The organism is Hwanghaeella sp. (genome assembly GCF_965227365.1).
Classification (GTDB): Bacteria; Pseudomonadota; Alphaproteobacteria; order UBA8366; family Aestuariispiraceae; genus Hwanghaeella.
Window position 1 is genome coordinate 2,051,174 of sequence record NZ_OZ245754.1, and the last position, 21,959, is coordinate 2,073,132.

Annotated in this window: 17 protein-coding genes and 2 tRNA genes; 11 read left to right on the top strand and 8 right to left on the bottom strand. The window is 57.7% G+C overall.

What is annotated here, in order from left to right:
- Positions 1–366: a hypothetical protein gene (locus ACQK2G_RS09395; protein ID WP_425404770.1), complete on the top strand. Its 366-nt coding sequence runs from the start codon at positions 1–3 to the stop codon at positions 364–366.
- A 27-nt stretch (positions 367–393) separates the two neighbouring features.
- Here ACQK2G_RS09395 and ACQK2G_RS09400 read toward each other — a convergent pair whose 3' ends face one another.
- Positions 394–1,605 (bottom strand): hypothetical protein, encoded by a 1,212-nt coding sequence (locus ACQK2G_RS09400; protein WP_425404771.1) that lies wholly within the window; start codon positions 1,603–1,605, stop codon positions 394–396.
- Positions 1,606–1,698: 93 nt separating this feature from the next.
- Between ACQK2G_RS09400 and ACQK2G_RS09405 the strand changes: the two genes are divergently transcribed.
- Positions 1,699–2,949: a M20 family metallo-hydrolase gene (locus ACQK2G_RS09405; RefSeq protein WP_425404772.1), complete on the top strand. Its 1,251-nt coding sequence runs from the start codon at positions 1,699–1,701 to the stop codon at positions 2,947–2,949.
- A gap of 22 nt (positions 2,950–2,971) precedes the next feature.
- Here the strand turns inward: ACQK2G_RS09405 and ACQK2G_RS09410 are convergent, their stop codons facing one another.
- The 6 genes from ACQK2G_RS09410 to ACQK2G_RS09435 form a co-directional block, all read right to left on the bottom strand.
- Entirely contained in the window at positions 2,972–3,451 is a 480-nt protein-coding gene (locus tag ACQK2G_RS09410; RefSeq protein WP_425404773.1) for a BLUF domain-containing protein, read from the bottom strand.
- Positions 3,452–3,548: 97 nt separating this feature from the next.
- Positions 3,549–4,028, bottom strand: a complete 480-nt coding sequence (locus ACQK2G_RS09415) for a BLUF domain-containing protein (protein WP_425404774.1) — start codon at positions 4,026–4,028, stop codon at positions 3,549–3,551.
- Positions 4,029–4,238: 210 nt separating this feature from the next.
- Positions 4,239–5,648, bottom strand: coding sequence for a type I glutamate--ammonia ligase (gene glnA, locus ACQK2G_RS09420; RefSeq protein ID WP_425404775.1), 1,410 nt, complete (start codon positions 5,646–5,648; stop codon positions 4,239–4,241).
- A gap of 98 nt (positions 5,649–5,746) precedes the next feature.
- Positions 5,747–6,085, bottom strand: a complete 339-nt coding sequence (locus ACQK2G_RS09425) for a P-II family nitrogen regulator (RefSeq protein WP_127764648.1) — start codon at positions 6,083–6,085, stop codon at positions 5,747–5,749.
- Between the two features lie 291 nt (positions 6,086–6,376).
- On the bottom strand, positions 6,377–7,552 hold the full coding sequence (locus ACQK2G_RS09430; RefSeq protein WP_425404776.1) for a pyridoxal phosphate-dependent aminotransferase: 1,176 nt from the start codon (positions 7,550–7,552) through the stop codon (positions 6,377–6,379).
- 122 nt (positions 7,553–7,674) lie between these two features.
- Positions 7,675–8,898, bottom strand: a complete 1,224-nt coding sequence (locus ACQK2G_RS09435) for a GGDEF domain-containing protein (RefSeq protein ID WP_425404777.1) — start codon at positions 8,896–8,898, stop codon at positions 7,675–7,677.
- Between the two features lie 189 nt (positions 8,899–9,087).
- Here ACQK2G_RS09435 and ACQK2G_RS09440 point away from each other — a divergent pair.
- Both ACQK2G_RS09440 and ACQK2G_RS09445 read left to right on the top strand, forming a co-directional pair.
- Positions 9,088–9,164: transfer RNA gene (locus ACQK2G_RS09440), tRNA-His, on the top strand.
- Positions 9,165–9,587: 423 nt separating this feature from the next.
- Complete coding sequence (locus ACQK2G_RS09445; RefSeq protein WP_425404778.1) at positions 9,588–11,810, top strand: ATP-binding protein; 2,223 nt, start codon at positions 9,588–9,590, stop codon at positions 11,808–11,810.
- Positions 11,811–12,014: 204 nt separating this feature from the next.
- Here ACQK2G_RS09445 and ACQK2G_RS09450 read toward each other — a convergent pair whose 3' ends face one another.
- Positions 12,015–12,548, bottom strand: a complete 534-nt coding sequence (locus ACQK2G_RS09450; protein ID WP_425404779.1) for a hypothetical protein — start codon at positions 12,546–12,548, stop codon at positions 12,015–12,017.
- Between the two features lie 202 nt (positions 12,549–12,750).
- Here ACQK2G_RS09450 and ACQK2G_RS09455 point away from each other — a divergent pair, with 202 nt between their 5' ends.
- The 7 genes from ACQK2G_RS09455 to lon all read left to right on the top strand — a co-directional run bounded on the left by ACQK2G_RS09455 (position 12,751) and on the right by lon (position 21,749).
- Positions 12,751–14,229: an NAD(P)H-hydrate dehydratase gene (locus ACQK2G_RS09455; protein WP_425404780.1), complete on the top strand. Its 1,479-nt coding sequence runs from the start codon at positions 12,751–12,753 to the stop codon at positions 14,227–14,229.
- 285 nt (positions 14,230–14,514) lie between these two features.
- A complete protein-coding gene (locus ACQK2G_RS09460; protein WP_425404781.1) occupies positions 14,515–14,847 on the top strand; it encodes a hypothetical protein in 333 nt (110 codons plus the stop codon).
- A gap of 205 nt (positions 14,848–15,052) precedes the next feature.
- Positions 15,053–15,137 (top strand) — tRNA-Leu (locus ACQK2G_RS09465).
- A 100-nt stretch (positions 15,138–15,237) separates the two neighbouring features.
- Entirely contained in the window at positions 15,238–16,680 is a 1,443-nt protein-coding gene (gene tig, locus ACQK2G_RS09470; RefSeq protein WP_425404782.1) for a trigger factor, read from the top strand.
- A 154-nt stretch (positions 16,681–16,834) separates the two neighbouring features.
- Positions 16,835–17,476, top strand: coding sequence for an ATP-dependent Clp endopeptidase proteolytic subunit ClpP (gene clpP / locus ACQK2G_RS09475; RefSeq protein ID WP_425404783.1), 642 nt, complete (start codon positions 16,835–16,837; stop codon positions 17,474–17,476).
- A 327-nt stretch (positions 17,477–17,803) separates the two neighbouring features.
- Positions 17,804–19,072 carry an ATP-dependent Clp protease ATP-binding subunit ClpX gene (clpX, locus tag ACQK2G_RS09480; RefSeq protein ID WP_425404784.1) on the top strand — a complete coding sequence of 423 codons (1,269 nt, stop codon included), beginning with the start codon at positions 17,804–17,806 and terminating at the stop codon, positions 19,070–19,072.
- A 253-nt stretch (positions 19,073–19,325) separates the two neighbouring features.
- A complete protein-coding gene (gene lon / locus ACQK2G_RS09485; RefSeq protein ID WP_425404785.1) occupies positions 19,326–21,749 on the top strand; it encodes an endopeptidase La in 2,424 nt (807 codons plus the stop codon).
- Positions 21,750–21,959: the final 210 nt, after the last annotated feature.

The window sequence follows — 21,959 nt, forward strand, 5'->3', positions numbered from 1 at the left end:
ATGCGAAGACTGGTGCTGGCGTGCGCATGGCTTGTCATGTTGCTTCCCGCCACGGCTCTGGCGGGGAAGGCCGACGTTCTGAAGGTTGCGGTGTCCCAGCAAGGCGAAACGTATCGCTTCGACGTTACGGTCGCACATGAAGACATGGGTTGGGATCACTATGCGGATGCCTGGGAGGTGGTTGGACCGGACGGCAAGGTGCTGGGGGTGCGAACCTTGTTCCACCCGCATGTGGACGAACAGCCTTTCACGCGGTCGCTCACCGGGGTGAAGGTGCCGGCCGGTGTCGACCGGGTCACGGTGCGCGCCCATGACAAGGTTCATGGTTGGGGCGGGAAGGAAGTCACCGTGGAGGTGCCGCGATAGCGATCGGTGCAACGGGGCCGGGATCGGTCAACCGGGCCGATAAACGACGAAGGCTTCATCCAGGAACCAGAGACCGCCATTACGGCGCAAGACATCGGCGGTGACGTCGAGATATTTGCTGTCGGTCATTGCTTCCGTTAGGCGGCGGTCTTCGATCTGGGCGACGTAGACCGCCGCGTTCCAAGCGGCAAGCAGGGTCGAGGTTCCGATGCTCTCGCCCAGTTCGCTCGGCAGTGCGTGAAGATGAAAACGGAACAATGATCCGGTTTCTCCTTGCTCGTCATATTTCAAATCGGGATCGGATTGCGCGAGCATGTCGCGCATGGTCGTCACCAGCATGTGCGCCGGGGTCGCGAAGGGCCGTTCATCCGGCCACAGACCGTGAACGATTTCCATGCCCGGATCTCGTCCCGCCGACTGGATGACGATCATGCGACCGTTGGGGGCAAGCGACTTCGCCAAGGGGCCAAGCACCTTGTCGACCTTGAACTCGGCCGGTTGACGGGCGCGATAGGGCTGCGACGCAATAATCAAATCATAGGCCGGTGTGATATCCTCGAATCGAACCGGATCCGGCCGCGGTATCACCTGATCGAGTACGAAACGCTGGTCTTCCCGGTAAATGACGAGAGCCGACGGTTTGGCGTAGAGCGGATTCCCAGTCTTGGGACTGGTGCGGGTCTGCCAAATATCGGCAAGCTTCGACTGAACTTCCCGCAATTGTTCATCGAATTCATGACTTGTGCGCCCTTTGAGCGGAAGTTCCAACCAGTTGAAATCCTTTAATTTGGCGGGATCCCGGGGGCGAAGAGCAGGAGCTTCGCTGTAATAAAGGTTGGTTGCGACGAAGACCGTCGCCGGATGTTCAAGCATCCGGTCGGCGATCTTGTCGAGGGATAAGCGGACATCCTCCAGGCTTATCTCCTTCGCGACGACCTGGAACGGGATCGTGGGGAAGCGGCAATGCATCTCCCGCAACACCCGTGTCAGCACACTGCCGTCGCCCATGCCGGCGTCGAACACCCGCAAGGCCGGTGGGCTCGGTTTGAGGTGCCGCAATTCATGTCCAACGCGGTCGGCTACCGCCCATTTCTCGCTGCAGGTCGTGACGAAGAGCAGGTACTTCTCTCTGTTGTCGAAGAATCGGAATGCTTTTGGGGCTCCGCCGATATCGTCGGGCCTGCCGGGCGTGGTTTCGTTCAAATCCAGCATCCAATCGCTTTGAAGTTTCCGTCGCATTCCGCCAGGATCGTCTGACCGGCGCCAGCCACTCACTCTCAAATGGATCATGGCTGATGTCGAATGACATGGGTGTGACCGAACGGGGATACAATGCGGATATCGAACTTCGTTAAGCAGGACCGGCTCTGGGGTCGGTTGACGGATTTGGCGAAGATCGGCGCTACGGCGAAGGGCGGTGTGAACCGCCAGGCGTTGACTGCGGAAGACGGAGCGGCAAGGCGTCTTCTGGCGGATTGGGCACTATCCCGCGGCTTTTCGATCTTTCAGGATGATATCGGGAACCTGTTTGTCCGACGCAACGGTTCGGAAGACAGTCTGCCGCCCGTCACAACGGGGTCGCATCTCGACACACAACCGACCGGAGGCAGGTTCGACGGGGCCTATGGCGTGATGGCGGGGTTGGAAGCACTGGAAGCCTTGGAGGACTCTGGTATTCGAACACGGCATCCGGTAGAAGTGGTGGCCTGGACAAATGAGGAGGGGGCCCGTTTCCCGCCCTCATGCATGGGGTCGGGCGTTTATACCGGCCGCTATACGCTTGACTGGGCACTATCCGTCCAGGACCCGGCGGGAACGAGCGTCGGAGAGGCGCTTACCGCTGTCATGGAACAAACGAAGGATGCTGCGCCAAGAGGATTTGGCGCTCCGATGGCGGCCTATATCGAAGCGCATATCGAACAGGGGCCGATTCTCGTCTCGGCGGGTGAGACAATCGGGGTCGTAACGTCGGTGCAAAGCCAGAATCTGTTCGAGGTCGAAGTGTTTGGTGAGGAGGCGCATGCGGGTACCACGCCGCGGGCGAACCGGTCCGATGCCGTGCTCGCGGCGGTGGAGATCGTGGCCGAACTGGAACGTGCGGCGCAGGACGAGGCCGATGCCATGCGTTTCACCGTCGGGCGCTTCATCGCAAAACCCGGCGCGCCCAACACGGTGCCGAGCCATGTCGTCTTCACGATTGATTTGCGGCATCCGGAAAATTCGGAAATAGAACGCATGTCGAACCTGATAGAATGTCTTCCCGGTGAGGTGTCGGCGCGACGGCGCTGTCGGGCCAAGGTGACCCGCCTGTCTGATTCCCCGGTAACGCCATTTTCGGACGATATAGTCGGGCTTATTGATTCAAAGCGTCGTGACCTGGAACTGCCGGGACGCCGAATGCCGTCCGGCGCTGGGCATGACGCGATGTACATCCCGCCGCTCGCGCCGACCGGCATGATATTTGTTCCCTGTGTCGACGGTATCAGCCACAACGAGGCGGAGGATGCGTTACCGCACGATCTGGCGGACGGAACACGGGTGCTGGTTGATTGTCTTGCCGAGTTGGCGGGCAGGGAAGGGTAAAACGGCGAGCCGCCTTTCCGGACTAGAACGAGATTTCGAAATAGTCGTCCTGCAGCGCTTCCCGTAGCAGGTTCTCCGATTCCGCCATTTGCGGCCGGTCCTGGGCCAGGGCGTTGAACAACGCCATGGCCGCTCGCTGGTTCAGCAAAGACGGGATGATCGTCTTTCTGCCGAACAACTGCATGCACAGGTCTTCGGAGAACGCTTTCCCACCGACGAATGCCAACGGGTCTTCAGGTACGAGACGATCCTCGATTTCCCCGACGCAATAGAAGGTCACGTCCCGGTGGCGGCGGTCGTGGATAATATGCGAGAAGATGTGGGAGACGGATTCCCGCGGCCCTTCGAGGTAATGCATGAAATGCGTCGATGTCAGGCCAAGAAGGCCAGTGACGTTGAGGCGCTCGTTATTCCGGCGTGAAACGGCAAGAATCGGTTCGAGATCCGTGAACCGGAAGGTATCAGCGGGCTTGCTGTAATACGCTAACCGTATCTCTTTCATTCAACTACCTTCAGCCGTCCCGCTCCGGACCTGCTGGGGAAATCGGTTCCGAAGGTTTGGCTGCTCTTTATCCTGGGCGGCTCTTGTAACTTGCTGCCTAGACCGCGATCTCGAAATAGTCTTCACGCGCGCAATCGTCGATTAGCTGCTGAGACTTTGCCAGTATATCACGTTTTTCGCTGGCTTTCAGCAGCAGCCGTTTTGCGTTCTCGAAACTCAGAAGCGACGGCAAAATGCGTGGCATTTTCAATGTCTCGCGGCAGAACTCGACCGAAAAGGCATCCGCCGAAATGAAATCCACCGGACCGGCGTCATACATGCGTTGATCAATCTCTTCCATTCCGAAAAGAACGACATTACGGAAATTGGTGTCCCACATGATGTTGGAGAAAGCATGGGAGACGGCTTCGCGCGGGCCTTCCATGACATACATGAAATGCGTCTGGGTCATCGCCATGACGGCGGAAATATCGAAGTTGCCGTTGTATTCCCGGTTCTTTTTGAGAATGCCGGCCAGGCTCGTCAGACGGAAGGTGTCGGACGGTTGGCAATACAGGGCTAGTCTCGTCAGTTTCATGATCTTACCGGTCACTTGGCTTTGTCTATGTGTCTACTTTGGCGAAAATACCGTCAAAAGATTTACAAATCGTTACTCATGTACGCGCCTTTTGTCCAAAGGATGGGGTAATCCGGCACCCAGGACAGAAAAAAGCCCCGCCGGAAGGTCCGGCAGGGCTTTCTTGAAACCGATCTCTTCCCGGTTTAACGACCGGGGCGAGGAAAGGTATTACGCGCTGTAGTACATTTCGTACTCGACCGGATGGGTCGTGTGCTCCAGGCGATAGACTTCTTCCCATTTCAGTTCGAGGTAACCGTCGATCATCTCGTCGGTCATGACCCCACCTGCCTTCAGGAAGTCGCGGTCCGCATCAAGCGACTCGAGCGCTTCGCGGAGCGAGCCGCAAACCGTCGGGACCTCGGCCAGTTCTTCCGGCGGCAGGTCGTACAGATCCTTGTCCATCGGATCGCCCGGATGGATCTTGTTCTGGATGCCGTCGAGGCCGGCCATCAGCATCGCCGAATAGGCCAGATACGGGTTCGCGGTCGCGTCCGGGAAGCGGACTTCGACGCGCTTGCCCTTCGGGCTCGACACATACGGGATACGGCAGGAGGCCGAGCGGTTGCGGGCGGAATAGGCCAGCAGGACCGGCGCTTCGAAGCCCGGGATCAGACGCTTGTAGCTGTTCGTCGACGGGTTCGTGAACGCGTTCAGCGCCTTGGCGTGCTTGATGATACCGCCGATGTAGTAGAGGCAGGTTTCGCTGAGGTCCGCATAACCCGAACCGGCGAACATGTTCTTGCCGTCCTTCCAGATCGACTGGTGCGTGTGCATGCCGGACCCGTTGTCGCCGACGACCGGCTTCGGCATGAAGGTCGCGGTCTTGCCATAGGCATGGGCCACCATGTGGACGCAGTACTTGTACTTCTGCATGGTGTCCGCGGTGCGAACCAGCGTGTCGAACTTGATGCCGAGCTCATGCTGGGAAGGCGCCACTTCGTGGTGGTGCTTTTCCATGTCGAGGCCCATTTCGACCATGACGCTGACCATTTCGGCGCGCATGTCCTGCCCGCTATCGACCGGCGCGACCGGGAAGTAACCGCCCTTGGTCGCCGGACGGTGGCCGGTGTTGCCGTCTTCGAAGTCAGCGAAGCTGTTGTACGGGTCTTCTTCGGAGTCGATCTTGTAGGCCATGAATTCCTGGTTCGTGGACCATTTCACGTCATCGAAGACGAAGAATTCGGCTTCCGGACCGAAATAGGCGGTGTCGCCGATGCCGAGCGATTCCATGTAGGCCAGGGCCGATTTGCAGATCGAGCGCGGATCGCGTTCATACGGCTGGCCGGTCGACGGCTCCAGGATGTCGCAGAACAGGATCAGGCAGGGCTGCGCGGTGAAGGGGTCCATGACCGCCGAAGACAGGTCCGGCTTAAGGATCATGTCGGATTCGTTGATGGCCTTCCAACCGGCGATGGACGAACCGTCGAACATGATTCCCTCGGTCAGGGTTTCTTCATCGATGGTTGTCACGTACTGCGCCGTGTGCTGCCACTTGCCGCGCGGGTCGGTGAACCGGAAATCGACGTATTTGACGTCATTTTCCTCGATCATTTTCATGACAGTTTGAACGTCTGACATGTTCTCTTCTTCCTCTTGTTAAGAACTTGCGTGGTTGCTGGAGGCGGGAACCGGACATCGGACCGGCTCACCGGTCTCGGCGGTCTCCGCACTCCGGTCTAGATGGCATCCGAACCGCGTTCCCCGGTCCGAATGCGGATGACCTCTTCGATGCTGCTCACAAAGATCTTGCCGTCGCCAATCCTCCCTGTCTGCGCGGCGTTCTGGATGGCTTCTACGGCACGCTCGGCGAGATTGTCGTCCAAAACGATTTCCAGCCGTACCTTGGGCAGGAAGTCGACGACATATTCCGCGCCCCGGTAGAGTTCGGTATGGCCTTTCTGGCGCCCAAAACCCTTTGCCTCGGTCACGGTAATGCCCTGGATTCCAATCTCATGCAGCGCTTCTTTCACTTCATCAAGCTTGAAAGGCTTGATGATCGCTTCGATTTTTTTCATCGGCGACCCGATCCCTCAGATAATAGCGGCAAGAGTTTCACCGCCGGTGCTACATGATTGGCGACCGAACAGGGGTTCGGCCGTTTTCAGGGTATTGCATCGGCTATGCCAATCTCCGTCTCTATATTTATGCAGTAATAACAATATATTAGCCTGTTGAGGGGATTCGCCCGGTGATGCGGTTGTCTAATAAACAGGCAAATGCATAAAAATTAGACAGGATTTACGCGCGGAACCGTCGTGAGATCTCGGCAAGCCTCGCTACTGTTCCACGCATAAGGTGTCCTGGTACTACCCTCGAGCCGCAAGGACGTCGGCCATCCGCGACATCGCCTTTCGGATATTCGCCGTGGAATTGGCGTACGAGACCCTGATATAGCCTTCCCCATGGATACCGAAACTGGTTCCGGCAATCGTCGCCACGCCTGCCTTTTCAAGAAACAGATCCTGCGCCTCCGCGGCGGTCAGGCCGGTGCCGCCTATGTTTGGGAAAGCATAGAATGCGCCGGCGGGTTCAATGCAGGAAAAGCCGGGCAGTTCGTTCAGTGCCTTCATCACGACCTTGCGACGTTCGTCGAACGCTTTGACCATGGCCCGTGCTTCATCCTGCGGACCTTGCAGCGCCGCGATGCCGGCGTATTGCGCGGATGCGTTCACACAGGAATGGCAGTTGATCGCCAGTCGTGTTGCAACCGGAGCCAGTTCCGTCGGCCAAACGGCAAATCCCAGCCGCCATCCGGTCATCGCATAGGTCTTCGACCATCCATCGAGCATGATCGCTCGATCTTTCAAATGGTCATAGGACAGAATGCTGCGATGTTGACGCCCGTCATACAGCATCTGGCTGTAAATCTCGTCGGACATGATGGCGACATCCGGGAAATCGGCCAGGCCTTGGCATAGCTTGTCCATTTCCTCGGCCGGGGTCACACCGCCGGTCGGGTTAGCCGGGCTGTTGATGATGATCAGGCGCGTCTGCGGCGTAATACGGGACAGCACTTCATCTGCGGAGAAAGCAAAGCCGTTCTTCTCCAACAGTGGGATCGGAACCGCTTTGGCGCCGGAATAGTCGATGACCGAGCGATAGATCGGGAAACCCGGATCCGGATACATGATTTCAGCCCCGGGTTCTCCGAACATCATGATGGCGAAGAACATCGTAACCTTGCCGCCGGGCACGACGACGACATTTTCCGGGTCGACGGAAACACCGTGTCGTTTGTTCAGGTCTTCCGCCACGGCTTCACGAAGGGGCAGGATTCCATTGGCCGGCGTGTAACCGTGATGTCCATCTCGCAGGGCCTTAACGGCGGCCTCGACGACATGATCGGGTGTTGGGAAATCGGGCTGTCCGATGCCCAGGTTGATGATGTCGGCGCCCGCGGCCTGCAGGCGGCCTGCCTTGGCCAGAACGTCGAAAGCTGTTTCCGTTCCGAGCCTTTTTAAGTTGGCTGCAAGATGAAGCATGGCCTTCCCTGATTTCCCTTGGTTTTTGTTTATTCGATTTTCGTCGGGCAATCGCCCGTGCCCGTGTGACTGCCGTTTTACCGACACGCTCAGGACTTAAAGCTGAGAAAAGATCAATTCAGCTAGTCGGTTGCGCCGGTTTCTTCAAGCTCGAAGGTGTTGACCTTGTTTCTGCCGGTTTGTTTTGCACGATACAAAGCCTGATCGGCGCGGGACAATGCCTGAGCAGCGTCCTCGTCGTCAGGCAGAACGGTTCCGATACCGACGCTGATCGTGACAGCGATTTCCTTGCCGCTATAGGGCGTAACGGACGCCTCCACGGCAGAGCGCAGTTTTTCCGCGACGACTCCGGCGCCGTGTATATCGGTGTCCGGTAGGATGATGGAAAACTCCTCACCCCCGGTTCGACCGAATATATCGACGCTGCGGATCGATTGTTCGGTGACGGCCGCAATATGTTTGATCACTTCGTCACCGGCATCGTGGCCGAAAGTATCGTTTACCTTCTTGAAATGGTCGATGTCGTACACCGCGATCGTCAACGGCGAGCGGTATCGCCTCGATCGGGCGAATTCGTTGGCCGCGGTTTCCATCAAGGCGCGCCGGTTGAAACAGCCCGTCAACGGATCGGTCCGGGCCATGTTGTACAATTCTTCCCGATGTCGAACCAAGGTCCGGAACAGGGGGCGGAACACCAGAACGCCCTCCAAAGCGACGATCGCGAGGAACGACGTGAACAGCCAGGATATTCTTTCCCGCAAGACGTCGACACGGGCGCGGCTGGCGTCTTCGTAGATCGTGGCGACTTCCGTCAGGGATTCCATCAGGTCGTCCTGAGCTGCCGCCATAAGACGGATGAGGCCCTGGTTCTTCTCATCGAGGAAATTCTGCGGCAGTTCCAGGAAATCTTCCGCCAGTGTCATGAAGCGACGGACGCGATAATCCAATTGCTCCAATTCGCCGAAGAACAGTTCGTCGATCTCGGCGGAGAACCCGCCGCCGGGAAGACCGAGTTGCGCATCGCCCATCAATAACGCCTCGTGGGAACTGCGCATGAGACCAACGGAGGATAGTATCAGGGGCTCGAGGTACCGGCGTTGTTGCGGGTTGGCCATCGCATATTGAAAGGCGAGGCCGCTTATCCGCTGGGACAGCGTTGTCTGTCGGGTCGCGATGCGGACCAGTGTCGCGCTTCGGGATTCCTCGCTGATAATGCGGTCGGAAAGCAGGAAGGTCGCAATGCCGAATGCAGCGATCAGGGCGAGGGCGGCCGTGTAGATGGCGACGTAATAGGCCAGGCCGTGTCCGCGACCCATCGCTTCCGTTTCCTTCCCCCCGACCGTCACCGGCTCGCCTCTCCCTGGCTATGATGGGTGACCGAAATTTCTGTCGCGCGGCCAAGTACCACCGCATCAGACAATGTCCCCATTGTACTTCACAGGCAAAACTGAAGCGACTCCCAACCGCGGGCAAATCCTTTGTCCGAACTGCTTGACGGGGAAGGGGGCGCAGCGTAAAAGCGCCCCTCATCTGCGGTGGGTGTAGCTCAGTTGGTTAGAGCGCCAGATTGTGGCTCTGGAGGCCGTGGGTTCAATTCCCATCACTCACCCCATTTTCCCTTACAAAATACGACTGCTGGCCGTACCCTAAGCTAGGTTCGGTCGGCCGATGAGTTTACAGTGGAGACGGGGAAACGAACCGCTTGGTTTCGGTCTGCGCTTTTTCCCATTGTAGGCTATGCATCCCGTCCCGTTTCTCGACTCTGGCTCAGTATCGTATGGCAAACCTCGTCACTGACGGTTCACCGGATTTCCGGAATCCGTTCTTGTCCGTTGGATTCCTTAATCCGCGAACAAGACGCTTTCGGTCCGGAACTGAAACCAGGAATGTATTTTCCGGGAAGTCGTTGTGAACTCTTGGATCAAGGGGTTCACCACCCGCTGATTTTCCTAACCCAAGGGTTGCAGATGAAGTGGCGTTGCTTCAGTAATTGCTAATCGTTCGCGTGCCTGAAGACGAAACCCACGGAGCCCCCATGCGGTGGAACGTCCTGGAAAGTGCGAAACACTCGCGGGTCGTGACAGCGGTTGCGGCTGTTTTGACACTGGCAATCATAACCGCTTCGGCGGGCTATTTTTTGTACCTGGACCGTGGCATCCAAGCGTCCAATGACGCAGTCCATGAATATGCAAATGATGTCGCCAAGATCACCGACTCTCTATCCGACTTGAGGGATGCGATCGGGTATGGCGGCCTGATTCATGAATTCAAGAATTACATTATTCGGCGGGACGATCAGTATGCGCGGCGGTCTGAGGAGGCGATGGACCGTGCGACCGTCTTGCTTGAAGCCCTATCCGATGCTTATCCGGACGAGCGAGCCAGGCGGCACCTGTCAGTCGTTCGTGAGATGGTCCTTCAGTATCGCACCAGTTTAGATTTTGCCCTCAATGAGGGAAGGGAATTATCAATCGCCGAACTCGATTCGTTGGTCAGGATCGACGATCGCCCTGCCTTGAAAGCCCTCGACGAACTCGACCTTATCCGGTCCGAAAAGATTGCCGACGATTTGGCGACCGGGGACAGAACAGCCCAAAGCCTGATTACCGCCAGTGAGTGGGGCATGCTGTTGGTCGGCCTCGTGGCGCTATTCGGCGGTCTGACGCTTTATGTCTTGCTGCGCACCAACGCTCGATTGACATCAGCGTATGACGAGATCGACGTTCTTATCCGCGAGGCTCCGACCGCGATTCTAGGCATCGATGAACAGGGGAGAATTCAGCGCTGTAATCAAAACGCCTGCGATCTACTGGGTTTCCCGCCAGACGAACTGATTGGATTGCAGATCGAACAGGCATTGCCGACGACGCTGTCCGGAGACGAAAAGTCGAACCTGATTCGCCATCTCCGTCCGGGCCATGCAGATAAGAGCAGTACGCGGGACAGCATCACGATAGTCGATAAGGAAGGACAGCAGGTTTCTATCGAGATCGATGCGAGTGTCATCAGACAGGGCGGCCGCCATTTGACCGTCGCCTTTATCCGGGATGTCTCCGCGGAACAGCAGCAAAAACTGAAACTGATTGAGGCGAGCAGGAGAGCCCTGGAAGCCAATGCTGCCAAATCGCGTTTCATGGCGACCATGAGCCATGAGTTGCGCACACCTTTGAATGCCGTGATCGGGTTCTCCGAATTGGTCCAAATCAAGGCGGAACAAGGGGCGCCGAAGGATGTTCTCGCCGGTTACGCAAAGAATATCGGTCGGTCGGGGACGGACTTGCTCGGACTGATCAACGACATCCTCGACTTTGCGAAAATCGATAGCGGCAAGTTCGATGTCGCCGAAGAGCCGATCGATATTTCGGAACTTTTGGGGAACGTCCATTCCGGTTTCGAGGCAAAGGCCAAGGAGTTCGGTGTCGACCTTCGCAGCAATATCGGTTCGATTAACGCGTTCGTTCTCGGCGACGCGATGCGGCTAAAGCAGGTCCTCTACAACCTGCTCGACAACGCAATCAAGTTCGGCAAGGGCGGTACCGTTGAATTCGGTGCGCAGATCAGGTCGGGCGGTGATTCCTTTGTCGAACTGGCGATTAGAGTATCCGATCAAGGTATCGGAATACATGAGGATAGGATCGAATCCATTTTCGATCCTTTCCACCAGGCCGATGCAACGATCGCACGGGAATTCGGGGGAACCGGCCTCGGGTTATCGATTTCGCGGTCTTTGACCCGGCTGATGGGCGGGGACATCACGGTGGAAAGCGAACCCGGCGCGGGCAGTGTCTTTACCGCGACATTCCGTCTGAAGGACTTGCACTTCTCGAGTCCGGAAAGCTACGCGCAGTCTCTCAAGAAGGCCGAAGAGCAGGACAATGACTTCGGTCTGACTGTGCTGCTTGTCGACGATGTCGAGCCGAACCTGGATATCGCGGGAGCCGTGCTGAGCGATGTCGGTTGCGTCGTGGCCAAAGCCAGGAACGGTCAGGAAGCGGTCGAATGGTGCCGCACCGGGAGGCCGGATCTTATCCTGATGGACATACACATGCCGATCATGGATGGGATAGAAGCAGCCAGCATGATCTCCGGCCTCAACAATGCGGAGAATGTTCCGTCATTCTTTGCTTGGACCGCGGATGTGACGAGCGGAGACCTGCTTAAGTCGTCGGATGCAACCTGGCGCGGGGTTATTACAAAACCCACCGTTCGTTCGGACCTAATTCGGGCTCTTAAGCAGGTTGCCAATTCGGCGGCGTAGTGTGTCCGTGGTCCTTTGGTCCAACAGAACCAGTGGACAAAAAAACAGCGAACGAGGGGCCTACGCTTAATCTCATCAGCCCATCGTTCGCCGTAAGTGCCCGTAAGGTCGGGCGGTTGGTCGATAAGCAATAGATAGGGGCGCAATATGTCGGCGCCGTTACAAGAACGTAAACGGCCCGTGAAATCGTTTGGCCGTTTTCTTTTATTCGCGGGCGGGCAGGGCAAACAGTTTGCGCACCGCCGCGTCGACAACGTGGCTGTCATCGATCTGACCGTTGGCCTGACCGGGTGCGCGAACCGCCCTGACTTCTCCGAGGCGACGACGGTCGTGGCAGATGGCTGCGATAACCACACGGCTGCGCTGCGGGGCCTCCAATCTGCCTATGGGTTCTCCCTGGCAAAGCGTCAGGGCGGTCAGGGCTTCGCCCGGTTGCATGGCGATGCGAAGGGCGAAGTCTCGTCCATCCGGGTTGTTCTCAACTATGAAGGCGACGGGTGTGCCGCGGGACAGTTCGCCGGCAATTTTCTCCAGCGCGGCTTGGACGTTCTTGACGGCGGATGCGGGAACAGCATCCAGATGAACCGGTATGACGGAGGGAAGCCCTTTCAAGTATAGCGCCTGACCCAGGGTGCTCGGATACTCACGCTGTACGTCAATGGCGTCTTCGCAACCGGACAATAAAGCCAACAGGGCGATCCCCTTAAGGATGGACAAGAGGCCGCGTTGCTTTCCCACCGAATGCTTTCCTTGTTTCCGCCAAGAATTATGGAACTGTTACCACGGCTCAACCTAGGCGTTGTCTTCGGTGCCGAAAACGTCCGACATGGCCGTATCACGCAGGTTTGACGCAGCGCATTGACGCAACCTGTCGGGCCGTCGGAAGGTTGAACCGGGCCGCCGGGGCGAATAACGGATTTGAAAAGCGGAGTATCAAGGCATGGCTGCAACTTTCGGGTATTCCGGAAACACATTGCTAACCGTGCAGGAAATGTATGCGGCGGATGCCGCGGCGATCGATGTGGGTATCGATGGTATTACGTTGATGAGCAATGCCGGGCGATCGATCGCGGAGGCGATCGTCGCCAGATGGTCGCCGAGACAGACGGTGGTCCTCTGCGGTCCGGGAAACAACGGCGGGGACGGTTTCGTCGTCGCGCGATTGCTGACGGAAAATGGGTGGAACGTCCGCCTCATCTCGCTGGTCGCCCTTGAAAAATTTACCGGTGATGCGCGGCATCATGCCGAGTTGTGGGCCGGGGAAATCGAACAGCCGGAATCGGGGATAGGGGACGCGGAACTTGTCATCGATGCCTTGTTCGGCGCCGGTTTGACGCGCGAGGTGGATGGCGTCGCACGGGAATTGCTTGAGGCGGCTGAAGGACGGGATATCGTCGCCGTGGATGTGCCGAGCGGCGTGCATGGGGACACGGGACAGGTTCTTGGCTATGCGCCCCAGGCAGCGTTGACCGTGACGTTTTTTCGACGCAAGTCGGGTCACCTTCTGTTGCCCGGGCGGGTGCGGTGCGGGGAAGTTCTTGTAACCGACATCGGGACGCCGCTGACCGTCCTGGACGGTATCGATCCGAAGCAAGCGGAAAATGGTCCTGAACTTTGGGTACAGGCCCTGCATTGGCCCCAGCCGATGGATCACAAGTATTTCCGTGGTCACGCCCTGGTGGTGGGCGGCCCGGTATTGACCGGGGCGGCGCGCATGTCCGCCAAGGCCGCACAGCGGGCAGGGGCGGGCGCGGTGACGTTGGCTGCACCAGGTGACGCCCTGACGGTCTACAAGGTAACGCTGGAAAGCATCATGGTTGCCCCCTTCCGCGATACGTCCAGCCTGCAGGACATCGTCGAAACCCCGAAAGTGTCGGCGGCGCTGATCGGCCCGGGGGCGGGTCTTGTGACCGCCACGCGGGAACGCGCCTGCATGATCCTTCGCACAGGCAAGCCCACTGTGGTGGATGCGGATGCGATCAGCATTTTCGAAGGGGCGCCGGAATTGCTGTTCGATTCCGTCAAAGGTTCCGTTGTTCTGACCCCGCATGAAGGTGAATTCGCCCGGCTGTTTCCAGATTTACAGGGCGGGCGCGTTTTCCGAGCCCGAGCGGCCGCCGTCCGTTCGAATTGTGTCATCCTGCTGAAGGGATACGACACCACGATCGCCGCGCCTGACGGCCGTGTCGCGATCAACACCAACGCGCCAGCGGACCTGGCAACGGCGGGAGCAGGCGATGTTCTGTCAGGTATTATCGTCGCGCTGCTATCTCAAGGCATTCCGGCTTTCGAGGCGGCCTGTGCCGGTGCATGGATCCATGCGGAAAGCGCGGCGATGTTTGGTCCGGGGTTGATCCCGGAAGATATAACCGCGGGCCTTCCCGCGGTTCTCCGAAAGCTGAAAGCGTTTCCTTTATAAGCAGTCCCCGCCGCAGGCTAGCGCCATACATAGCCCTGATTCCGGTTTGATCACCGAAAATGTTCCGTCGAATCAAACGGATGATGGCGTTAATAATCCGTTTACTTATGCCTCATAGAATCGTCAAAGTTGATTCGATGAATAAGTCAAATATAGGATGAGTCGTTTTTCTTGTGACCTTTGCGAGGATATCGGTTTCGCCCTTTCGAGGCAGCCGATGCCGGGCAGAATGTCTGCGGGGGGCAGTCTGAGGACGTAGTTCTAAGGGCTTGTATGGAGAGGAGCGTGAGTATGTCGGCTATGGCGTTATATGGTCAATTGACGGGACGTTCGAGAGCAGAAGCAATCGAGGTTCGCGGAAATTCATGGTCCGGTTTCTTTTCCAAGGATCGGCGCGGCGAAGATGTCGTCAAGGAGGGCAACCGCTTTTTCCGTCATCGCCCGGACCGGATGTTGGAAACCGCGACGGTGCTGTCCGTGTCGTCCGACCGTATGGGCATCCCGCACGTGCGCTACAATCTTGAAATTCAAAAACTTCGTGGCACAACCAAGTTTTCCGACGGTCCGCGCTCGCTTGCGCTGGAAACCTTCATGTCGACCTATCGGGCGGAAAGCTGATCCGATATCGCAGCGAATGACTGGCGTCATTCGCTGCTGATTGGGTGTCGACCTTTCCCAAGACTTCTGAATCGCGCGAAACCCGCGCAATCCTTGACGTTTAAAAAAGCGCTCCCTGTCAGGCTTGAGGCTTTGACGACAGGGGGCCGCATTGCTATAGAACCGCGGCTTCGGCGGGGGCTAGGCCCGGTCTTGGCGCGAAACCGCGGGCGTGGCGAAACTGGTAGACGCGCCAGATTTAGGTTCTGGTGGAGAGATCCGTGGGGGTTCGAGTCCCTCCGCCCGCACCAGTCAGTTTGTCCTTCGTTCCGGCTTGCCCGAAGGGTGAGCCGAGGCGAGGGTGCCGAGATAAGGTCGATACAGAAACACCATAGTCCAACGGGATTTCCAATGCAGGTTGAAGAAACAAAGAACGAAGGGCTTAGCCGCGAGTTTTCGGTAACCCTTACAGCGAATGAAATCGGTGCGCGGGTTGACGCGCGGCTGGGGGAAGTCGGCGGTACGGTGCGTATTCCTGGGTTCCGCCCGGGTAAGGCGCCGATGTCCGTGCTGCGGCAGCGCTATGGCAAGGCCGTCATGGGCGAAGTGCTCGAGAAAGCTGTGACCGAGACCAGTCAGGAAGTCCTGGACGAACGCGAACTGCGCCCGGCGGTGCAGCCGAAGATCGAGATCAAGAGCTTCGATGAAGGTGCGGACCTCGTCTACACGATCAATGTCGACCTGATGCCTGAAATCACGCCGATGGATTTCTCCAAGCTGGAGCTGACACGCCTGAAGGCGACGGCGGCGGATTCGGAAGTGGACGAAGCTCTTGAGCGCCTGGCGAAGGATTTCCGCAACAGCGAGCCGCTGAAAAAGGCCCGCGCGGCGAAGAGTGGCGATCTGGTCGTGATCGATTTCGTTGGCAAGATCGACGGCGAGGCCTTCGAAGGCGGTTCGGCAGAAGGGCATCGCCTGGAACTTGGTTCGGGCACATTCATCCCGGGCTTCGAAGATCAGTTGATCGGCGTCAAGAAAGGCGACGATGTCGAGGTGAAGGTGGCGTTCCCGGAAAATTACGGGGCGGAAAACCTGGCCGGCAAGGATGCCGTGTTCGAAGTGAAGGTTAACGAGATCGAAGAATACGTCGATACGGTGATCGACGACTCGTTCGCGACGAATATGGGGCTGGAAAGCCTAGAGCAATTGAAAGGTCACCTGCGCGAGCGTATCGAAGCCGACTATGCCAATGTGGCGCGCGGCCGCTTGAAGCGCGACCTGCTCGACAAGCTGCATGAAGGCCATGACTTCGAAGTTCCGACCGGTATGGTCGAGTCCGAATTCGAACAGATCTGGACGCAGTACGAGCGTGCCAAGGCCGCTGGCGAGACCGACCCGGAAGACGAGGGCAAGTCCGAAGACGAGATCAAGGAAGAATACCGCAACATTGCGAAACGCCGCGTTATGTTGGGTATGTTGCTGTCGGAAGTCGGCCGCGTGAATGAGATCACCGTCGGTCAGGATGAAGTGAATCGCGCGATTGTTCAGGAAGCACAGAAGTATCCTGGGCAGGAACAGCAGGTTCTTCAGTTCTACCAGGAGAACCCGCAGGCCAATGCCAGCCTTCGTGCGCCGCTGATGGAAGACAAGGTCATCGATTTCATCATCGAGATGGCGCAAGTGTCAGACAAGGAAGTCTCGGTCGAAGATCTGATGAAGGATCCGGATGAAGACGGCGCGCCGGCGAAGAAGTCTGCGGCCAAGAAATCGTCCGCCAAGAAGGCGTCCGCCAAGAAATCCGGTGCTAAGAAGGCCGCTGCCAAAAAGGCCGCCGCCAAAAAAGACGCCGATTGACGAGACTGTTTTAGGGGCAGGGGATGCAAATGCGGTTCTCTGCCCCTAAATTCCTCCATAGCGACCCTTCGCCGTCCGGTTTCGCCGGGCTGTCCAGGGCCGGTTCCGGCCCGTAGTATCAAGCGAATTTGTGACAAGGAGCTTCGTCTAAGCCATGCGCGATCCGATCGACCTTTATATGAACACCCTGGTGCCGATGGTCGTGGAGCAGACGAACCGCGGCGAGCGCGCCTACGACATATACTCGCGCCTGCTGAAGGAGCGCATCATCTTCCTGACAGGCGGCGTTGAGGATCATGTCGCCAGCCTGATTTGCGCCCAGTTGCTTTTCCTTGAATCCGAAAATCCGACCAAGGATATCGCTTTCTATATCAATTCGCCGGGCGGTGTCGTGACCTCGGGCCTCAGCATTTACGACACGATGCAGTACATCCGCCCGGAAGTGTCGACCGTATGTCTTGGGCAGGCCGCTTCCATGGGATCGCTCCTGCTGACCGCCGGGGCGAAGGGCAAGCGCTTCGCGCTGCCGAACGCGCGAATCATGATCCACCAGCCTTCAGGCGGTGCCCAGGGGCAGGCAACGGATATTGAGATCCACGCGCGGGAAATCCTGCGCACGCGGGAACGCCTGAACCAGATCTACGTTGATCACACCGGGCAGAAACTGAAGACGATTGAAACCGCCATGGAGCGCGATAAGTTCATGAGCCCGGAGGAAGCCAAGGAATTCGGGCTGATCGACGAAGTCGTAAACAAACGCCCGGATGGTGGCGACGAGGACGCCGCCGCTTCCTGATGAAGGGCATGGCGTCCTACGACGCCGGAATGGGCGTGCCGGCCGGATCGGACCAAAATGACCGACCCGGCGAAGGGCATTCGGTGGACATTAAAGGTTCCTTAGTGATCCAGATCATATGATGCACATGTTCGAAAGGGCATGGTGCGGCGTGAGACCGCAGTATTATTGACTGGAAAACCAAGGGGTTGAGGATTCCACGTCAAAACAGGCAAATTTTGCGTTGAGGGTCCGGCTTGGCAACGGATATCATAAGGGCATGCTGGTTGCGGGCCATCTCCTCAAGCCAACACGGCACCGCAAGTACGCTGGAACGAGAGGCATTCGATGACTAAAGCCACAGGCGGCGACGGCAAAAACACCCTGTACTGTTCTTTCTGCGGGAAGAGCCAGCACGAAGTGCGCAAGTTGATCGCCGGGCCTACCGTGTTCATCTGCGACGAATGCGTCGAATTGTGCATGGATATCATCAAGGAAGACCATAAGACGGCGGTCTCGAAGAACGCCGACGGTGTTCCCACCCCCCAGGAAATCCGCGAGGTGCTGGACGATTATGTGATCGGCCAGGACCATGCCAAGCGGGTTCTGTCCGTGGCGGTTCACAACCACTATAAGCGCCTCGCCCATGCGACGAAGAACAACGACGTCGAACTGGCGAAGTCGAACATCCTGCTGATTGGTCCGACCGGTTGCGGCAAGACGCTCCTGGCGCAGACGCTGGCCCGGATTCTCGACGTGCCGTTCACGATGGCGGATGCCACGACCCTGACCGAGGCCGGTTATGTCGGTGAGGACGTGGAGAATATCATCCTGAAGCTTCTCCAGGCGGCGGACTATAATGTGGAACGCGCCCAACGCGGGATCGTCTATATCGACGAAGTCGACAAGATCAGCCGTAAGTCGGACAATCCGTCGATAACGCGGGACGTGTCCGGCGAGGGGGTCCAACAGGCCCTATTGAAGATCATGGAAGGCACGGTCGCCAGCGTTCCGCCGCAGGGCGGGCGGAAGCATCCGCAGCAGGAGTTCCTTCAGGTCGATACGACCAACATCCTGTTCATCTGCGGTGGCGCTTTCGCAGGACTGGAAAAGATCATCGCGCAACGCGGCAAGGGGTCGGCGATCGGCTTCGGCGCCGATGTCCGTGATGACGATCAACGTGCCGTCGGCGAATTGTTGCGGGAAATCGAGCCAGAAGACCTTCTGAAATTCGGCCTCATTCCGGAATTCGTCGGACGTGTGCCGGTTCTGGCGACCTTGATGGATCTGGACGAGGCCGCGTTGGTCGATATCCTGACCAGCCCGCGCAACGCGCTGGTAAAACAGTATCAGCGTCTGTTCGAAATGGAGAACGTTCGGGTCGAATTCACCGAGGATGCTCTTCGCGCGGTGGCGAAGAAAGCCATCCAACGGAAGACCGGTGCGCGTGGATTGCGGTCGATCATGGAATCGATTCTGCTTGATCCGATGTACGAGCTTCCGGGCCTGGAAGGCGTCGAGGAAGTCGTCATCAACAAGGAAGTGGTCGAGGGGCGGGCTGAGCCCTTGTATATCTACGCCGAACGTCGGGACGACGTCGGCTCCACCGCATCCTGACGAATCGTGCCCAAATTGTCTGCGTCGGCTGGGCGCAAAGGATTCAGTTTTCGATTTCCTGCGCGGTCAAACCGTTCCCTGTTGCCGGGCGGCATATTGTCAAGTCTTGAACTATCCCGCGGCGGGGCCACCTAATCAGAGGCGCGCCCCAAACGCGCCATTTGTCCGCTCCGGTGCTGTATTCGGGCCGGGGTATCAGGAACCAGACGGTGGCTTCTAAAGCGCCGTTGTCTTGAGAAGAGATAGTAAGATCATGTTAGAAATGCCTCGTGGAGTTATGTATCCCGTTCTTCCCCTTCGGGATATCGTAGTCTTCCCCCATATGATCGTTCCTCTGTTCGTTGGCCGCGAGAAATCCGTTCGCGCTCTTGAAGACGTCATGAAGGACGACAAGCAGATTCTGCTGGTAACCCAGAAGAACGCCGGCGAGGACGACCCGAAACCAGAAGACGTCTACGAGGTTGGTACCATCGCGACGGTGCTGCAGTTGCTGAAACTGCCGGATGGAACCGTGAAAGTGCTGGTTGAGGGCGTGCATCGCGCCAATCTCACGGAATTCACCGAGAACACGGATTTCTTCCAAGCCTATGCGGAGATGGTCGACGAAGCGCGTGCCCCCGACGAGGAGTTGGAAGCGTTGGCGCGAGCTGTCGTCACGCAGTTCGAGCAATACATCAAGCTGAACAAGAAGGTTCCAGCGGAAGTCCTTATTTCGATTAATCAAATCGAAGATCCGGGCAAGCTTGCCGACACGGTTGCGCAACACCTGGCGTTGAAAATCGCTGACAAACAGGAATTGTTGGAAATCTCGTCGGTCTCTGAGCGGCTCGAGAAGATTTACTCCCTGATGGAAGGTGAGATCAGCGTTCTGCAGGTCGAGAAGCGCATTCGCAGCCGTGTGAAGCGCCAAATGGAGAAGACCCAGCGCGAGTACTATTTGAATGAGCAGATGAAGGCCATTCAGAAGGAACTTGGCGAGGGCGAGGACGGCAAGGACGAGCTTGCCGAACTGGAAGAGAAGATCAAAGGAACGAAGCTGACCAAGGAAGCCGAGGAAAAGGCATTCGCGGAACTGAAGAAGCTTCGCAATATGAGCCCGATGTCGGCTGAGGCGACGGTCGTTCGTAACTACCTCGACTGGATCCTGAGTATTCCGTGGAAGAAACGCTCCCGGGTCAAAAAGGATCTGAAGGAAGCCCAACGCATCCTGGATACGGACCATTACGGTCTGGAAAAGGTCAAGGAACGGATCATCGAGTATCTTGCCGTCCAGGTGCGGATGAAGAAGGTCAAGGGTCCGATTCTGTGTCTCGTCGGTCCTCCCGGGGTCGGTAAGACGTCGCTTGGGAAATCCATCGCGCGGGCGACGGGGCGTGAGTTCGTTCGGATGTCGCTTGGCGGCGTGCGCGACGAATCGGAAATTCGCGGTCACCGCCGGACCTATATCGGGTCCATGCCGGGCCGGGTAATCCAGGGCATGAAGAAGGCGAAGAAGTCGAACCCACTCTTCCTGTTGGATGAGATCGACAAGCTCGGCGCCGACTGGCGTGGCGACCCGTCTTCCGCTTTGCTGGAAGTGCTGGATCCGGAACAGAACAGCACCTTCAACGACCACTATCTGGAGGTCGACTACGACCTGTCGGACGTCATGTTCGTGACCACGGCCAACACCCTGCGCATGCCGCAGCCTCTGCTGGACCGTATGGAGATCATCCGCATCCCCGGTTACACCGAGGACGAAAAGGTGGAGATCGCCAAGCGCCATCTGTTGAACAAGCAGATGTCGGAAAACGGCCTGAAGAAGGAAGAGTTTACGATTTCCGACAACGCGCTGCGTGACCTGATCCGGTACTACACCCGGGAAGCGGGCGTGCGTAACCTGGAACGCGAACTGGCCGGCCTGGCCCGCAAGGCGATCAAGGAGATCGTCGGCGAAGGCAAGGACAAGGTCGCCATCACCAGCAGCAACCTCGAGAAATATGCCGGGATCCGGAAGTTCCGCTTCGGTGAAATCGAGGCCGATGACCTCGTCGGTGTCGTGACGGGACTGGCCTGGACGGAAGTCGGGGGCGAACTGCTGAATATCGAATCCGTTCTGGTCCCTGGTAAAGGTCGCGTAACCAAGACCGGTAAGCTGGGCGACGTCATGCAGGAATCGATTCAGGCGGCGGAATACTTCATCCGCAGCCGGGCGATTTCGCTTGGCGTTAAACCGACCGCGTTCAACAAGAGCGATATTCACGTTCACGTCCCGGAAGGGGCGACGCCGAAGGACGGTCCGTCGGCAGGTGTCGCGATGGTGACGTCCATGGTTTCCGTACTGACCGGTATTCCGGTGAGGAAGGATGTCGCGATGACCGGTGAAATTACTCTGCGCGGCCGTGTGCTTCCGATCGGCGGTCTCAAGGAGAAGCTTTTGGCCGCGCTGCGTGGCGGAATCAAGACGGTCATCATCCCGAAGGACAACGAGAAGGATCTGGCTGATATTCCGGACAATGTGAAGAAGGGCTTGGAAATTCTGCCGGTTTCGACGGTGGACGAAGTTCTTTCCCGCGCTTTGGCCGAGGAATTGACGCCGATCGAATGGTCGCCGGAGGATGAGAAGAAAGCCAGTGTCGAAGCTGCTGCCGCAGCGGGCGACGAGGCCGAAGACCTGAACGGTATGACGACTCACTGAGTACCTCGCCGGATCGGTATGTCGTTACCGATCCGGTGTTCATTTCCGTTACCAATATTGCCAATTCAGACCAAAAGGCCGGGACGTTTCTCCCGGCCTTCGGTGCTGGGAAAAGGCATATCCGTATTTACTAGAATACGATGCAAAAACCGCAGAATTCTGCGATATTTCGGCTGATATCGATTGACGCTGTTTTCTGAATCCCCATAC

Bases quoted from the DNA above. Each gene is read 5' to 3' on its own strand.
- ACQK2G_RS09395 (WP_425404770.1), top strand. From the start codon at position 1: ATGCGAAGACTGGTGCTGGCGTGCGCATGGCTTGTCATGTTGCTTCCC.
- ACQK2G_RS09400 (WP_425404771.1), bottom strand. From the start codon at position 1,605: ATGCGACGGAAACTTCAAAGCGATTGGATGCTGGATTTGAACGAAACC.
- ACQK2G_RS09405 (WP_425404772.1), top strand. From the start codon at position 1,699: ATGCGGATATCGAACTTCGTTAAGCAGGACCGGCTCTGGGGTCGGTTG.
- ACQK2G_RS09410 (WP_425404773.1), bottom strand. From the start codon at position 3,451: ATGAAAGAGATACGGTTAGCGTATTACAGCAAGCCCGCTGATACCTTC.
- ACQK2G_RS09415 (WP_425404774.1), bottom strand. From the start codon at position 4,028: ATGAAACTGACGAGACTAGCCCTGTATTGCCAACCGTCCGACACCTTC.
- glnA (WP_425404775.1), bottom strand. From the start codon at position 5,648: ATGTCAGACGTTCAAACTGTCATGAAAATGATCGAGGAAAATGACGTC.
- ACQK2G_RS09425 (WP_127764648.1), bottom strand. From the start codon at position 6,085: ATGAAAAAAATCGAAGCGATCATCAAGCCTTTCAAGCTTGATGAAGTG.
- ACQK2G_RS09430 (WP_425404776.1), bottom strand. From the start codon at position 7,552: ATGCTTCATCTTGCAGCCAACTTAAAAAGGCTCGGAACGGAAACAGCT.
- ACQK2G_RS09445 (WP_425404778.1), top strand. From the start codon at position 9,588: ATGCGGTGGAACGTCCTGGAAAGTGCGAAACACTCGCGGGTCGTGACA.
- ACQK2G_RS09455 (WP_425404780.1), top strand. From the start codon at position 12,751: ATGGCTGCAACTTTCGGGTATTCCGGAAACACATTGCTAACCGTGCAG.
- tig (WP_425404782.1), top strand. From the start codon at position 15,238: ATGCAGGTTGAAGAAACAAAGAACGAAGGGCTTAGCCGCGAGTTTTCG.
- clpP (WP_425404783.1), top strand. From the start codon at position 16,835: ATGCGCGATCCGATCGACCTTTATATGAACACCCTGGTGCCGATGGTC.
- clpX (WP_425404784.1), top strand. From the start codon at position 17,804: ATGACTAAAGCCACAGGCGGCGACGGCAAAAACACCCTGTACTGTTCT.
- lon (WP_425404785.1), top strand. From the start codon at position 19,326: ATGTTAGAAATGCCTCGTGGAGTTATGTATCCCGTTCTTCCCCTTCGG.